Source organism: Micrococcaceae bacterium Sec5.7, from assembly GCA_039636785.1.
In the GTDB taxonomy this organism is placed as follows: domain Bacteria; phylum Actinomycetota; class Actinomycetes; order Actinomycetales; family Micrococcaceae; genus Arthrobacter.
On sequence record CP144169.1, the window covers coordinates 2,448,494 to 2,463,775 of the forward strand.

At 60.9% G+C, this 15,282-nt stretch carries 12 protein-coding genes; 2 read left to right on the top strand and 10 right to left on the bottom strand.

Going from position 1 to position 15,282, the window contains the following annotated elements; translation table 11 throughout:
• Positions 1-987 precede the first annotated feature (987 nt).
• Positions 988-3,474 (top strand): GH25 family lysozyme, encoded by a 2,487-nt coding sequence (locus tag V3C33_11710; GenBank protein XAS66169.1) that lies wholly within the window; start codon positions 988-990, stop codon positions 3,472-3,474.
• Between the two features lie 52 nt (positions 3,475-3,526).
• Here the strand turns inward: V3C33_11710 and V3C33_11715 are convergent, their stop codons facing one another.
• From V3C33_11715 to V3C33_11745, 7 genes are all read right to left on the bottom strand, one after another.
• Positions 3,527-4,690, bottom strand: coding sequence for a glycosyltransferase family 1 protein (locus tag V3C33_11715; protein ID XAS66170.1), 1,164 nt, complete (start codon positions 4,688-4,690; stop codon positions 3,527-3,529).
• 85 nt (positions 4,691-4,775) lie between these two features.
• A complete protein-coding gene (locus tag V3C33_11720) occupies positions 4,776-5,867 on the bottom strand; it encodes an acyltransferase family protein (protein ID XAS66171.1) in 1,092 nt (363 codons plus the stop codon).
• Positions 5,864-6,262 (bottom strand): DUF2304 domain-containing protein, encoded by a 399-nt coding sequence (locus V3C33_11725; GenBank protein XAS66172.1) that lies wholly within the window; start codon positions 6,260-6,262, stop codon positions 5,864-5,866. The genes V3C33_11720 and V3C33_11725 overlap by 4 nt, the downstream gene beginning before the upstream one ends.
• Positions 6,263-6,266: 4 nt before the next feature.
• Positions 6,267-6,932, bottom strand: a complete 666-nt coding sequence (locus V3C33_11730; GenBank protein XAS66173.1) for a glycosyltransferase family 2 protein — start codon at positions 6,930-6,932, stop codon at positions 6,267-6,269.
• 81 nt (positions 6,933-7,013) lie between these two features.
• Positions 7,014-7,325 carry a hypothetical protein gene (locus V3C33_11735; GenBank protein XAS66174.1) on the bottom strand — a complete coding sequence of 104 codons (312 nt, stop codon included), beginning with the start codon at positions 7,323-7,325 and terminating at the stop codon, positions 7,014-7,016.
• A gap of 179 nt (positions 7,326-7,504) precedes the next feature.
• Positions 7,505-8,848 carry a glycosyltransferase gene (locus V3C33_11740; protein XAS66175.1) on the bottom strand — a complete coding sequence of 448 codons (1,344 nt, stop codon included), beginning with the start codon at positions 8,846-8,848 and terminating at the stop codon, positions 7,505-7,507.
• A complete protein-coding gene (locus V3C33_11745; GenBank protein ID XAS66176.1) occupies positions 8,845-9,813 on the bottom strand; it encodes a hypothetical protein in 969 nt (322 codons plus the stop codon). Before V3C33_11745 ends, V3C33_11740 begins: the two co-directional genes overlap by 4 nt.
• A 165-nt stretch (positions 9,814-9,978) precedes the next feature.
• Here V3C33_11745 and V3C33_11750 point away from each other — a divergent pair, with 165 nt between their 5' ends.
• A complete protein-coding gene (locus V3C33_11750; protein ID XAS66177.1) occupies positions 9,979-11,877 on the top strand; it encodes an ABC transporter ATP-binding protein in 1,899 nt (632 codons plus the stop codon).
• A 32-nt stretch (positions 11,878-11,909) separates the two neighbouring features.
• Here the strand turns inward: V3C33_11750 and V3C33_11755 are convergent, their stop codons facing one another.
• From V3C33_11755 to V3C33_11765, 3 genes are all read right to left on the bottom strand, one after another.
• Positions 11,910-12,905, bottom strand: coding sequence for a hypothetical protein (locus V3C33_11755; protein XAS66178.1), 996 nt, complete (start codon positions 12,903-12,905; stop codon positions 11,910-11,912).
• A gap of 41 nt (positions 12,906-12,946) precedes the next feature.
• A complete protein-coding gene (locus V3C33_11760; protein ID XAS66179.1) occupies positions 12,947-14,068 on the bottom strand; it encodes a glycosyltransferase in 1,122 nt (373 codons plus the stop codon).
• Positions 14,069-14,133: 65 nt separating this feature from the next.
• The gene (locus V3C33_11765; GenBank protein XAS66180.1) at positions 14,134-15,240 is read right to left on the bottom strand and encodes a glycosyltransferase; all 1,107 of its coding nucleotides are present in this window, start codon (positions 15,238-15,240) and stop codon (positions 14,134-14,136) included.
• Positions 15,241-15,282: the final 42 nt, after the last annotated feature.

The following is a 15,282-nucleotide window of genomic DNA, read 5'->3' on the forward strand; positions in this document are numbered from 1 at the left end:
CCGTCTTCGGATAGCCAAGAGGACTGTTCTCCCATCCCATCTGGGACCATTTGGTTCCTATGCCGCCCCATACCGGGTGCGCCCCGGACGCAGCGGCCCAGTACGTGTGACCCCCTTGAAAACTCTGCACGCATCCTGTGGCTACAAGGCCGCAGCGAGCCTCATTTACCGGATACCCCAGCTTGCCACGTTCCCAACCCAGCTGTGCCCAGCGAGCAGCGATTGCGCCCCGGGTCGAATGCGCTCCGGAGGCAGCTGACCAGTACACGTAGCCATTCTGAAAACTCTGTACGCACCCTCCGTCCCGGAGCCCGCAACTGATTCCGTTGACCGGATACCCCAGCTGCCCTCTCTCCCAGCCAATCCGGCCATAATGGCTGGCAATTGTGCCGGTGGTGATCTGTGCGCCGGTCGCTGCCGACCAATAGATGTAGCCATTTCGAAAGCTTTGGACACAACCGCCCCGAATCAGACCGCACCGGATGGCGTTAACCGCACTGCCAAGGTATCCGCCGTTCCCGCCGGCGGACTGGTGCTTGGCTTCGATGGCCCCGGAGTCTGCTGGAGCGGCCCATGCCGGAGACCACGGGCCGAGCGCGAACATGGTCAAAGCAAATGCCGCGAATACAGCGGCCGATATTAAGGCCTTCATCATCCACCCCACGGAATCTGCTTTCCCTCTTAGATGCTAGGCGCCGAAAACCGCGGAGGCAATCAATTTCATCGGCTGCAGCCGGCAGTCAGATTTCACATCAGCCACAGCAGTAACTCTGCTCACTCCAGTCAAGCTGATGATAGGGTGAGCCGCAGATAAGACTCTTCGCATTCTGGTAATCCTGCGGATGGCACGGCTAGTGAGGCCTTGGCCTGAGGCCAGGCAACCAAAAACTCCCTGATAAGGGTCTGGAGCAGGCAATGAAATCATCGCGAAACGACGCTCGGCCTCAACCGCCCAAAGCAGCGCTGCGAAATGCTTCCAGAGCGGCTATGGTGGGCGCTCTCAGCGTGCTGCTGGCTGCAGGGTTGGGCGGCCCCGCTTTCGGTGCGGCGCTGCGAACGCAACAGTCCGAAAACGTGGCTCCTTCCGCCGACGTGGACATGGCATCCCTGGAAAAAGAGATTGGGCAATTCGGTGCCCACATGGGACAAGGCGTCGAAAAAAACCAGGCCGGACAGCGAGCAGCTGCGCAGACCGAGGCCACCAGCACCTGGAAACCCCAGGGTGTACTTGGCCTGGACGTGAGCAGTCACCAGCCGACTGTCGACTGGTCAGCACAATCAAAGCTGGGCGCCCGGTTCGCCTACGTAAAGGCCACTGAAGGTGTGACCTACAAGAGTCCGACGTTCGGCCAGCAATATAGCGGATCGGCGAACGCCGGGCTTATTCGTGGTGCCTACCATTTCGCTCTCCCAAGTATTTCCTCCGGCACCGCCCAGGCCGATTACTTCATTAATAACGGCGGCGGCTGGACCCCGGACGGCCGCACGTTGCCGCCATTGCTCGACATTGAATACAATCCGTACGCGTCGCTTGGAAACACCTGTTACAACATGAGCAGCGCCCAGATGGTGAATTGGATCACGGATTTCTCCAACAGGACTCTGGCCCGGACCGGACGCCTGCCCATGATCTACACCACCACGGATTGGTGGAGTCAGTGCACGGGTAACTCCAGTGCGTTTTCTGCCAATCCATTGCACATTGCGGCCTATAACAACGTGGGAGCTGGCACATTGCCCGCCAGTTGGAATACCTACAGCGTCTGGCAATACAGCAGCACCGGGCCCTTTGCCGGCGACTCGAATGTCTGGAACGGCACCTACGAGAACCTGCGCCGATTCGCTTCAACCGCCGACTCCAGCCTGACAGCGCCCGTTGGCGATTTCAACGGCGACAGCCGCAATGACCTGCTCAGCGTCCGCCCTGACGGAACTCTTTGGTTTTATCCGGGAACTGGCCAAGGCGGGTTCACAACGCCGGTCCGCATCGGAACCGGATGGAGCATCTATTCCCGGATCGTTGGAGTAGGCGATTTCAATGGTGACAAGAGGAATGATCTTCTCGCCGCCCGGCCTGACGGAACCCTTTGGTTTTACGCGGGCACCAACCAGGTGAATTCAGGTAGCCAGGGCTACTCTGCGGCCGTGAAAATCGGAAACTCCGGTTGGAACGCGTACACGCATCTCACAGGGGTGCGCGACTTTAGCGGTGACGGACGCAACGACCTGGTGGCCTCACGTGCGGACGGAACACTGTGGTTCTTCGCCGGAACGGGAACAGTCTCCGCCTCCAACGTCGGTTACCTTGCGGCCAGGAAGATTGGCAACTCAGGCTGGAACGCATACACAAATATCGTCAGCGTTCAAGACTTCGGCGGCAGGTCTTCCAACGATCTGATCGCAACCAGGGCAGACGGCACACTCTGGTTCTACGACGGGACCGGCGTTGTCTCGGCGACGAATGGTGGCTACTCTCCCGCCACAAAAATCGGAAACTCCGGGTGGGACGCATACAGCGAGGTTTTCGGAATGGGAGACGGAAACGGTGACGGCAAGGCCGACCTGATTGCCCGCCGTCCTGATGCGTCCCTGTGGTTTTATTCCGGAACCGGTATGAAGAATGACGGCTACACCCCCGCCAAGAAGATAGATGACTCCGGCTGGGATGCCTTCCGCGTGGTTGAGTCCGTCGGCGATTTCAACGGCGACAAACGGTCCGACCTCGTCGCAATAGGCAAAAACGGCGTTCTATGGTTGTACGCCTCCAACGGGGCGACCGGCTATGCGTCAGCCCGCCAAATCGGAACCGGCTGGCAGATCTACTCGCACGTTGTAGGAACCGGTGATGTCAATGGAGACGGCAAGAATGACCTAATCGCTGTGCGGCCCGACGGGACGCTCTGGTTCTATGCCGGAACCGGCAGTATTTCTGCCTCGAATATCGGATACGCTGCTGCAAAGAAAATCGGGACAGGCTGGAACATCTACAGCAAGATCGTTGCCACCAGGGATCTTAACGGCGATGGCAAAAATGACTTCGCCGGCGTCCGTTCCGATGGAACTCTTTGGTTTTACGCCGGTACAGGGTCAGTTTCCGACAGCGACCTCGGCTACAGGCTGGCAGTCAAGATCGGAAGCTCCTCGTGGAACACGTTCACATCGGTCGTAGGAGTCCAGGACTTCAACTCTGACGGCCGGAACGATCTGGCGGCCATCCGCACCGATGGCACGCTTTGGTTCTATGCCGGTACTGGTTCAGTGTCATCACTTAGCCCGGGATACAAGCCAGCTGCCAAGATCGGCAATTCAGGCTGGAACGCATATTCGGCCCTCATGGGCACCGGAGACTCCAACGGTGATGCCAAACCCGATCTGGTAGCCGTCAACAAAACAGGAACCCTTTGGTTTTATGCGGGTACCGGTATGCGGGACAGCGGTTATCTGCCGGCAATAGCAGCCGGGTCGCTGCCCTAGGGCCACGGTTCCGGAACTGCTGCGGACCCTAAGACCCGCAGCAGTTCTGGGATCAGCTGTCGCCGGACGCTGATGTCCGGATCTCGGTCACGTCAGGAAACAAATTCCGGATGGATTCCTCCCACAGCTTGTTCTGCGACTCAGCCGCGAGCGGCTTGGCAGCGCCATCAGCGGCTGCCTTCCAGCCCATGATCTGCTCGTGAGTCAAGGCCCGCAAGGTGCGCGCAAGAGACTCAGCAGAAAAGTCCGGTGTGACGGTACCAAATCCGTATCGTTCAATGATCTCAACCATTGCAGGTGAGGGACCTACGATGACGCCCAAACGGGCCTGAACTGCCTCGAAGAACTTGTTAGGAAGCGCATTCTGCATGTTGAAATTTGTTGGCGGCAGGAAAACAAGCGAGACGTCGTATTCACTGAGTGTCCGAACAAGGTCAGCATATGGAACAGGTTCCCGGAACCGCACCGACGGGACATCTGCCGCGGCATTCTTAAGCTCCTGGACGTAATCCGGCTCGTTGGGCATAACAATCATGTCCAGTTGCAGCCAATCCGGCGCGCTGCGCATTGCGTCAATCAGATTTTCGAGTTTTCTGTACCGTTGTCCGGCAGCACTGTGAATGAGCCGGATGGTTTTACCGACGGGCTGTGGTGATCCTTCCGCATACGGTGCCGCATTTGTAACAACGCCGGCAGATACGCGGTAGTCGCTGGAGTACTTTGCGGCTATCCCGGCCGAAACCGTGGTCAGTGACTTCGCCCGCCCGAGGTAGGTTCGGCAGAGCCATCGCATGTACGGCGCAACGAACAAGCGCCACTTGAGATCATCGTCCTTCTCCTTCGGCGCAAACTCATGGAGGTCGGAGTGAACGCCGTACCGTGGCTCCAGCTCAAGCGCCAATGGCAGGGTATTCAGGTCATTGGCCAGTACCGCGTCGACGGAAAGACCTTTGAGGAGGTTACGTGCCTGCTGCACAGCCGACATGCTCTCGTAGGCGCGCCGGTACTGCCGTCCGAGAAGGCCAACACGGTCAGATGGCCAGCCAACGGCATTCCTGTCCAGCCCGAAATGCTCGTCTACACCATCGGGGGCGCCACCATAGGCACAGGTGATCAAGTGATACTTCCCTTTGAACAGCTCCACTTGTTTCAGAACGCGGGGATCCGAACGGATCGGGGAAAAGGAAATGATTAACAGGCGAGGCAATACGGTCATTAACACATCATTCCAGACGGAGAATCAGTTGGTCACCGCAACTCAGGCGGAGCGCTTCCGGGTGGTCGGGGTGTTGCTGGTCGGACTAGAAAATGGCCCTCGCATACGGCATCCTGGATGCGATCATGGATACCGCGAAACTCAGGATCAGGGTAGAGACATACGTCACGGCGGCGGGAACCAGCGATTGGCCCCCGCTGACTGACGCAAAGTTCAGCCGTATCGCTTCGAATATCAGCATGTGAACGAGGAAAACGCCGAACGATGCGTTGGACACCGCAATAAGAAAACGCCCCGCGTCGGGACTAGGACGTACGCGGGAGAAGACCGAATTGCCTGCAACAAATACGGCAATGGACAATGCCATGACGGTCACAGACACATACGACACGGGAGCAACCACATCCAGGATACCGGTGCGCCCGCGGTGCCCGTATTGCCAGGTGCAAAGAGCCGCCAATCCAAAGACCGCAACTACCGTCCCGGCCAGTGCAAGCCCTTTGAGACGAATGCCCTTTAGCGCCCAACCGGCGACAAAATATCCGGCATACGGCATCCACTGCGTGAAAATATTAAGTGCGACTGGCCGGGAAAGCCCCAAGGCACCTGCGATGCCCGGGACCATAAAGACGAGAGCGGTGAGCCCCAGGAGCACCGTTGCCAATACCTGAGCCCTGCGGCGGCTCCCAGCGTGGATAAAAGCGGACAGTAAAGGTGAGACGGCATATAGCCCCAGAATGAGCCAGAGGAAATAGAGCTGCGTAAATACTGAGCCGTCGGTCAACAGCTGGAATGTCCTTGCGAAGGTCAGATCCTCGCCGCGCATCAGGAAGCGGACACCCGCTAAGTAGATGACATGCCAGGCAACCAGGGCCGGTATCAACCGGACGGCACGCTTCCGGTAGAAATTCCCCGGTTTGGATGCCCCTGCCCGGGGTGCAAGAACCAGGGCGCCGGAAATCATCACAAATACAGGAACAACCCAAATGAATGGAATATCCAGTCCGGCAGCAATCCACCACGTTTTGGTATCGGGCTTAGCATGCCCGACAACGTAGCCAAAAATGTGGATGGCCACGACACCGGAGATACTCAGTATTCTCAGGATGTCCAGGGAATACTCGCGTCCGGATTCCTCGCGGAACTGGATCGCAGGAAGGCCGTGGACAACCGTCACTCGGGCTCCCGTGCTCGTTCCAGGAGGGCGTTCTTGTCCGCAGGACTCGCTTCGGCTGCCCAGGGAAGGGGGGTCTCATCAATTGCGATTCTACGAGACAGCCGGGTAAGGGTGGTTTCCATGTGCCGGAAGCGCTGGTAGGTGGTTGCCATGAACACCAGGAAACTGACAATCAGTCCATAGAGCACCAGATCCGTGCCGCGGCCGATTCCCAATGAGCGAGCGAGGAAGGTCAACAGCTCCGGGAAGAAAATGGAGAAGGCCGCGACCAGGGCGAAGATAACGAGCATGATGCGGCGGATGGCAAGGTGCCTGGCGTTCGATCCGCCCCGCATAAGGGCCAAGGACATAACGATAACGGCGACGACGAGAAATATCTGGACTATGATCTGCAATTTCTCACCTAAACAGGAGGTCCGCGATGATGTTTACGGAGTTCAGCAGCGACTGGCCCTTGGCCTTTGAGTAGTCGGTGTAGAGGATCTCTACCGGATGTTCCACCCAGCGGGGCTTGATCTCGGCCACCTGATGGATGAATTCGGAAGCATGGGCCATCCGGTTCTGTGTCAGGTGAATCTTACGCGCAACGTCCGGTCCAATGGCGCGAAGTCCGTTGTGGGCATCGGTCAAAGCCATTCCGGTGGCAAGCCGGGACTGGATTGCCGCAGTTCTCAAAACCAGTCGCTTGGCTGGAGACAATTTGGTCCGCCCGTCGAGGAAGCGTGAACCCAGAACGATATCGGCTTCGCCCGTGCGGATACGGGATGCCATCGCCATCGCGTCTTCCACTCGATGTTGACCGTCCGCATCGAACGTCACGATGCAATCAATTTCCGGATCCTGAAGCGCAAACTCTATGCCGGTCTGGAGTGCCGCCCCCTGTCCCAGGTTCACGGGATGCTGCACAACGACCGCCCCTGCTCCTCTGGCCGCGGACTGGGAGCCGTCAGTGCTGCCGTCGTCCACACAAACAACGTGCGGAAACTCCTTCAGAAGTCCTTCTATCACTCCACCGACAACGGAGGCTTCGTTGTACATGGGTATGACTATCCAAGTGCGGCTCACCCGTCAAGTATTCCATAGGCCGCAGGGTAGATCGGCACAATCCCGGCAGCCGACCCAGGCTGGCCCCGCGGACCTTGGAGACTACCTGCGAATCGTTTGCCGGATCGCATGCAACATGGCGATGGGACCGTGCACCAGCTCAGCGCCCGTACGATTCCGCAATTGCCACACGGCCCGGTCCGCTGTGAGATCGGCGGCAACCACTACAGCGGAACTGCAGAACACCTCAACCAGCTCCTTGCGCTTGGCAACGGTTTTCGCCAATCGACGGGAGCCGAGGTTGTCCCGTAGCAGGCGTCCGGCAGCTCCGAGGGGTCCAGGCCTGCCGGCCACGGAAGCCGCCAGCGAAGCGATGTGCCCCTCACCCGGTGGCTCGATGACGACCACACTCATACCTTCTCCCGACGGCGAAACAACTGACCCGCTGTCGTGCACATAAACTGCTGTGCCGGTAACCTGCCAAACGTCCTGATCTATGGAACCGACTGCGCGGTTCCATAGATCATCAATGACAGTCTGAGGGCGGGTATTGCTGCCCACGAGGATGCTGATATGCAGTCGCTTTTCGCGGATCATTCAGGGTTCCCCTTCTCATTCGCCCGCACAGTCCGTGTCACCGCATGGCCGGCAATTCCGCGCAGTTCTGCAATCACCGGCTCAAGAATCCTGCTTCGGATGAACTGCTGGCCATACTTCCAGGCAGCGTCCCACCGCTCGCTGTCCGGGTCTGTGAGGGCTTCCGCGCAATCCTGGAGAGCTTTCGCGATGCTCTCCGGTGTCAGGTCCTTTGCCGGGAACCACAGCGGGTAGTCGCGAAGGAGATCGGTGGCGGCGTTTTGCATGTCATGGACCGATACAATCGGCAGGCCGGTGGCCAGGTATTCCGTTGTCTTTCCGCCGGTAACGTACTTGCCTGTGGAAAGCAGCAGGATCAGCCCGTCAAGCGTGCCGTAGAAGCGGGCGACCTCGCGCTTGGAGATCGGCCCGTCGTAGCGCAGGCCGTTGCGGCGTCCGGAGCCGAAAATTTCCAGAATCTCAGCCCCGGCTGCCCCTGAGGCGCTCAGTTTTCCGCGAAATACCGCGTCAGCCCGGGAGGGGTCCGCAGCGAAGGCCTGGTTCCATCCGTCGAGGAATTCCTGCAGCGGCATGTTCACGTATTGGAGCGTGCCGAGATAGCCGAAACAGGGACGATCCGTCGCCCGCACCTCGCGTTGGGCGTGACCGGGCTGTGGATCGAAGCCGTTGGCCACTACACGCATATTTTGGGCGGAGGCCGGGTAGCGGCGGGCGTATTCGTCACGGATCTGGTCGTTGACAAACCAGACCTGGGCGGCATCCCGGAGGTATTCAGCTTCAAGCTGCCCGGTAGCGCTTTCCGGACCGAAGTCCTCGGCGCCGCTGATGGTGTTGAATGCCCAAGCGTCCCGGTAGTCCATGACATAGGGAATGCCTTCAAGGGCGCGGGCCACGCCGAAGGCTACATATGGGCTGGCCGATGCCATTACGAGGTCAACGGCCTTGTTGGCATGAACGCGGCGTGCCGCCTCCTGGGCAGGTCCAAGCCATGCGCCGTGGAAGTCTTCGGGGAAATCCCTGCGGCTGCGACGGCGGCGTGTTTCCTTCCACAAATACGGCGCCTCGATGCGGAAGCGGGAGAACCTGCGAAGGTCACCGCTGGCCGGTTCCTCTGCGCCGCCATCATCAACCGGGACCACAGTGATGGATGGGTCCACTGATTCAGCGAGTTTCTCGTCCACTCCTGAGATCTGTGACCACACCTGGGGGTCCACGGTCACAACGGTGACGTCCCAACCGTCCGTGGCGAACGCGTTCGCCACGGCGGTGCAGCGGTAGACGGACGAAGCTGTGCTCGGGGGAAAGGCAAAGGCTATATAAAGCAGGTGAGGCTTTGTCATGCGCCGCTTCCCAATACCTTGGCGTAGCCGGCCTCGAGCCTGGGCAACAATGCCGGCGCCCCATGATTTCTGCGCACGTATTCGGGCCCGCATAGCTTCTGCGACAGCGCGTGTGGGTCCGCAAGCGACTCCCGGACGGCTTGGGCAACGCCTGCCCGCCCGACGCATACGGCAGCCACGTCGTCCGGGTAACCATCGACCGGATCCGCGAAGACGGTAGGAACGCCGATACCCATGGCCTGGAGCTCACTAACGGCAAGGATGCCGGCAACCTGCCCCACTGCCACGTGGGCGGTGGCGAGTTCCTGAAGAAACCGGTCCTTGGACATTCTGGGCAAGAGCGTGATCCCCAGCGCGGCTGCCTCGGCTGCCCGGTCCCCCCAGTCCAGCCCCACGACCTCCACACCATCGGCGCCGCCAACCGCGGAAATCACCTCGGACGCCGTTTGAAGCAAGGCATCTCCGCCCTTGGAGGCGTCCCACCGGGAGGGGAAAAACACCCGGGGCCTGGATGAGGGCGCCCATTGCGGAAGCTCGTGGACATCCACTGGCGCGGGGAGGTACTCCGCGTCGGCGCGAGCACTCTCCGCCTTCTCCCTGAGATCGGGAGTGGTGTACCAGACATGGCCGGCGGCGTCGATGTCTTGCTTCATCGTCGCGTGGTGCTCATCCTGCCAGTAGTTCTCGCGGATGTCGGTGCCATGAAGAGTCAGCGCGTATGGGCGGGCGAAAATGCCACGTGCCCACTTCGCCCTGCCCCCCATGTTCACGTGCCACAACTGCGTGCGTGGGTAGGCCGCTGCCTGCTCAATCCGGAACCGGTAGTATGCGGCCTTGGTACCCCCTCGGGTCCAAGGACCCTCGATGAGCTTCCACGGTTTGCCCTGTCGGCGCCCCTCTTCCACGAAGGTCTTCGCGACATCTGCACAATCGAAGAGTTGGGTTACCCGAATTTGCTCACTCATGTCCCTCATCTTCTCATTTCAAATGGGCCCGGGTGTGTGGGCTGATGGTTGGCTGTCTCCCGAGGATCCCGCTGGCGCTCCCCGCTGACACCTGCCTGCCCTTGTCCGCAAAAGTCACCGCGTAGTATAAGAAGCATTCTGCCCCTTGCCGTTCTGGAGTAATTCTTGAAACACCTGCGCCGCACCATGCGCGAGCTGCTGCCACTTTTGCCGCCTAATGCGAGAAGGTTCCTTCTCCTCTTCGGCGTGCTCTCGGCAGTCCTCGCACTCCTTGACTCAGCGGCGTTGGGCGTATTCGCTCTTGTACTGAATCAAATCCTCAAGGGCGGCAACATGAGCCTGCCCTTGATCGGATCAGTCACCCTGGAAATCGGGTTGCTGCTGCTCATTTCATCCGCACTCGTTATGATCCTGAAGTCCGTGCTGAACATCTGGCTTCAATGGGTCTCAACCCGCCGGTTCGCCGACTATGAACTTGAAATCGGCACAGTCCTGTTCCAGAGCTACATCCGTGCACCCTGGACTGAACGCATGAAGCGCTCCACCACGGAGCTGGTTCGAATGATCGACGTCGGCATCGCCAACACTGTCTCCGGCGTCCTGCTTCCTGCGGTGTCCCTGCCGGCACAAGCGCTGACTTTCGCGTCCGTGCTGGTGGTACTCATCGCGGCGTCGTGGCAAACGGCTCTTGTAACCGTTATCTATCTGGGCGCCATCGCGGCATTTCTCTACCTCTGGCTTTCCAAGAAGTCCTATGAAGCCGGCCGCATCAACCGGGACGCCGCCATGCGCATGTCCACGCTGGTCGCCGAGATGCTCGCTGCACTCAAGGAAATCACCCTTCGCGACAAGGCCGATGAGGTCGGCGGCATTGTCCTCCACAGCCGCGAGCGGGCGGCCCGGTCCCGGTCAAACATCCGCTTTATGGGTACGGTTCCGAAATTCGTCATCGACATGGCTCTTATCGGCGGCTTCCTGCTCATCGGTACCGTGGGCTACCTCATTGGTGGCATGGAGGCAGCGCTGTCCTCGGTTGCGATCTTCGGTCTGGCGGGGTTCAAGATGGTTCCGGCCCTCACCACGGTCCAGTCCCAGTTGACCCTGGTGCAGTCCACACTCCCCTACACGGAGATCGTGATGCGCGACATTCGCGACGCCGCCGAGTTCCGCAAGCATGCCGAGAAGCTTGGCAAGACGCCCATCAGGCACGATCCCAGGATGCTGGAGCTCAAGGACGTTGAGTTCACGTACCCCGGCGCCAATGAGCCGGCAGTCAAGAACATCAACCTCAGGCTGCCGATGGGCTCTACCGTGGGAGTTGTCGGTCAGTCAGGGGCCGGCAAGTCGACGCTCATTGATATCTTCCTCGGACTCCTGACTCCGTCGACGGGCACCATGACGCTGGACGGGATCCCGCTCGAAGATGTGCTCGCCGATTGGCGGAAGCGCGTGGGATATGTGCCTCAGGAAGTCGCAATCTTCGACGGCTCGGTGGCCCAGAACGTAGCCCTGAGCTGGGGCGGGGACATTGACGAAGATCGTGTGCGCACGGCCCTCGAACGCGCCCAGCTCCTGGAGACCGTCGAGTCCCGCAACGACGGCATCCACGGCCGTGTGGGTGAGCGCGGCCTCGCACTATCCGGCGGACAGCGGCAGCGCCTCGGCATCGCCCGCGCACTGTACACGGATCCCCTGGTGCTTGTCCTCGACGAGGCAACCAGCGCCCTGGACACCGCCACCGAGGCTGCCGTGGCCAAGGCCATCAGTGAGCTTCGAGGCGAGATGACGGTCATCTCTGTTGCGCACCGCCTCTCGACAATCCGCAACAACGATCAGGTCTGCTTTATGAAGGAAGGCAGCATCGTCTCGCAGGGAACGTTCGACGAAGTGGTGAACAACAACCCCGACTTTGCTCAGCAGGCGGCTCTCGCCGGCCTGTACACGCCGGACGGTGCTACGTCGCTTGCCGCCACCCGGGTGCCAGACGTTGCAGAGGCCGTGAATCAGGAGGGAACCGCCCCGGACTCCCGCAGCTACGTTGCCCATGAGGATCCTCGCGCATGATCACGCACGTCGTTTGACTTGACGCCGGCACTTTAGCCCGCGATTTTCCTGTACAGCGCGTCCAAACGCTGCACATATGAAGCAGCGTCGTACCTCGGCATGGCCCAATCGGCGCCTCCAAGGCTCATTGCTGTTCCCTGGGGGTCCTCCAGGGCAGCAACAACCTGTTCCACAACCTCGTCTTCGGTGCCTTCAAGTACCGGTGGTGTGGTCCCGTCGTCTGGCCTCGGCAGCCGGTGGCCAACGGCCGCCAGGGGTGCGCCCATACATAGCGCCTCGAACTCGCTGGTTGCGAAGTTATTGGTGGCCTGGCCAACTGCCACATGGGCACGCGAAATCACGCGGTGGAACTCGTCCTGGGGCATGCGTTCCAGAAGTGTCACGCCGGCTTCCTCGGCAAGCTTCGCGCCGGGTCCCCAGTGCAGGCCAAGTATTCTGACGCGGGGGTCGACGGCGGCTCGCAGCTTGCGTGCCAGATCCACCTGACGCTCCATGCCCTTGTCGTCGTCCCACCGGGACACAAAGAAGATGGTCGGCTCAGTCCCCGGCTCCCATGTGGGAAGCCTTGCGGCATCAACAAGGGCCGGAAGAAATTCCGCGTCCGGACGCGCTGCGTATGCGTTGTCAGCTGTGTCATTGTTGGCGAAAAAAACGTGGGCCGCACCATCAATGGCCCGCTGAATCTCGTCGTGATACCGAGAGTCCTTCCACTGCTTCCGGATGTCGGTGCCGTGGAGGGTCAAGGCATACGGACGCCGAGGCATGCCACGTTCCTTGAGAAGACGGGCGCTGGTTGCATAGTGCACATGAACAACGTCTGCCACGAGAAGCTTCGCCGCCCTGCGGGCGATGTAAGGGATAAACCGGGCCCTTGCAACCAGCGGGTTTTTCGGCGCAGCTGTCATCGGACGCACTTGTTCCGGTGACATGTAGTCCCAGGTGATACCGGCGCGCCGTGCCGCACGCACCATGGTCCGTGCAACGAAAGCACAGTCATTGAACTGCAGAACCCGGGGTTCAGATCTCACGATGCTTCCCCCATCCCGCTGTTGATGGCGTTCCATGGCCGCTACGCACGGGCAAGGGCAGCCGTGTAGGCGCGGTCGAAGAGCTCTCCCACGGCTTCCGGTGAAAACCGGGCACGAATCGGATCGGAGATCTGTCCGGCCGGCACGTTCCTAAATGCCGCCTGGGCGTCCAGAACGGCCCGCCCCAGTGCTTCGGCGCTGACTTCGTTCACTAGCCGGCTGTTGCTTTCGTCGGCGTAGTCGCTGAATCCGCCAACGCGCGTTGCCACCACCGCACGCCCGGCGGCCAGAGCCTCAGCAGCGGAAGTGAAAAAGTTCTCCTGGGCCGTGGGGAGAAAGAACAGATCGGCATCGGACAGAAGCCGGGCCACCTCTGAGGGCAGCACCGAACCCACGAGCGTCACCCGGTCCTCAACACCGAGCCTGGCTATCAGTGCCTCGCTGTCCGCCCGCAGGGGGCCCTCACCCACCCATGTCAGGTGCGCATCCGTTCCGTGGTCCCGCAGCCAGGCGATGGTCTCGATCGTCTCCAGCGGCCGCTTCCGGGCGATCAGACCTCCGACCGCGGCAAGTCGCAGCGTTTTGCCAAATTCTGCGGGCACGACGGAGCCTCGCCCCTTGACCACGCATGGCACCACCATCCCGGCATGCGGCCGTGCAAATCGCTGCATTTCGTGGGTGAGCTGGCCCGTCACACCTGTTACCACGTGGGGAAGGCGCAGTACGGCACGTGCACTCGAGAGTTTGTCCCACAGCGGAGAAACGCTTGCCGGGTTCACCACGCCGTTCCAGTGTTCGGTGTGGACCCATGCGAGGCCACGACCGATTACGGTGCGGGCTGCCCACGCGGCCATGGTGACCAGAATCGTGGAGAACGCCATGGTGTGGATGGCGTCCGCCCAGGCCATTTCCCGGGTCAAGGTCCGCACCGTGCGCAGGACGGTGGTCGGCTTTTTAGGATCGGCCAGGACACGGCGCACCGGTGTCCCCTCCCACTGGCCCGTGATGCGCTCCGGCATCGCCAGCGAAGTGCCAAGCCGCACGTGGATGACGCGCACCTCGTGTCCCCTGCCCCGGATCGCATCGACGTGCTCAGCGTTGAACGGCGCCTCGGCGGGGTTCTCCTCGTGCGGGTACCAGGTTGCGATGACCAGGATCTTCATGTGTTCCTTCGGTGACTTGGACGAAGCGTTTGTGCAGGTGGGCAAACCCGCTGGTGACGTGGAAATTACACAAGCGCCGAGGCACTCATGAAGCGCAGCGGAGCCTCCGGATGCAGAGCGAGGGAAAGACTGCGAGGCACCCACGTCTGCGGGCTCCTGAACTGGCGCCGCGACTTTGCCAGCCCACTCATCACAACGGGATCCGGCTCCTGTCGGGCCACGGCGTCGAGCAATCGTCGATCGGCCAACGAAAGGGGACGCGCTGCGCGTGGTGCCCTGAACAGAAGCTGCTGCAGGGCAAATGCCATCCCGGCGGCGTCGGTGGCGTTCCACGTTCCGGCTTCTGCACGCAGCATGACGTGCCCGAACACGTGAACGCGGATGACCTTCGTGACGATCGCCTCACGTGCCTCCGGGTTCAGACCTGCGAACCACTCTGACGCCACGAGGTCGGTGGCGAACGCCATATCCTCCGTCACTGGACGCCGGGTGTGGGTGACCCGCTCCACGGCGTCGGCATGGACCAAATAGCGTGGCAGTCCGCGGCCGTAACTGATCCTTGCGCCGGAAAACCACAGTCTCGCTGAAAAGGATTGGTCTTCTCCCGTGGCGTAGCGGGTCGGAAAGTCCAGCCCGAGCTGGCGGACCAGTGACAGGCGAAGGAGTCCCAGTGGTGCGGTGCGGTAGGTCAGGCGGTCGGCGACCGGATCCAGCCCGGCACAGCGGATGCGCCGGACCACCGGAGTATGGATTGAGCCACCCCCTGCGTGGCCCATGGGCGCTATCAGCACATCGGCGCCGTCCCGTTCGGCGGCCTCCACCCAGCGGACCAGCGCGCCCGGCTCCACCGAATCGTCGCTGCCCATGATCGCGACCCATGTGCCCGTGGCCTCAGCGATGCCGTGGTTGAAGGGACCAGCTGGACTCTTAATCCCGTCCACGTAGTGCAGGAACCGTACGAGGTGCCGGTGCTCGGGGGCCACTCGCTCACGGATCGGGTCCACATCGGTGTTGTGGCAAACAACATTAATCCTCAGACGTCGCGGCGACCCGGGATCAGTGGGCAACCCGCCGTGAACCACTGACGCCACCGCCCGCCCCACTGGTCTGTCCGGCGTATGCACAGCGATCACCAGATCGAGCAATACAGAGTCCTGAATAACGTTGTCCACCCAGTAAGGTTATCGCGGGCCCACGAGAAACCCGGCTGAGGA

What these genes read in the sequence shown, in the direction of transcription:
- V3C33_11735 (XAS66174.1), bottom strand. Translation starts at nt 7,325, where the DNA reads ATGAGTGTGGTCGTCATCGAGCCACCGGGTGAGGGGCACATCGCTTCG.
- V3C33_11760 (XAS66179.1), bottom strand. Translation starts at nt 14,068, where the DNA reads ATGAAGATCCTGGTCATCGCAACCTGGTACCCGCACGAGGAGAACCCC.
- V3C33_11745 (XAS66176.1), bottom strand. Translation starts at nt 9,813, where the DNA reads ATGAGTGAGCAAATTCGGGTAACCCAACTCTTCGATTGTGCAGATGTC.
- V3C33_11715 (XAS66170.1), bottom strand. Translation starts at nt 4,690, where the DNA reads ATGACCGTATTGCCTCGCCTGTTAATCATTTCCTTTTCCCCGATCCGT.
- V3C33_11740 (XAS66175.1), bottom strand. Translation starts at nt 8,848, where the DNA reads ATGACAAAGCCTCACCTGCTTTATATAGCCTTTGCCTTTCCCCCGAGC.
- V3C33_11710 (XAS66169.1), top strand. Translation starts at nt 988, where the DNA reads ATGGTGGGCGCTCTCAGCGTGCTGCTGGCTGCAGGGTTGGGCGGCCCC.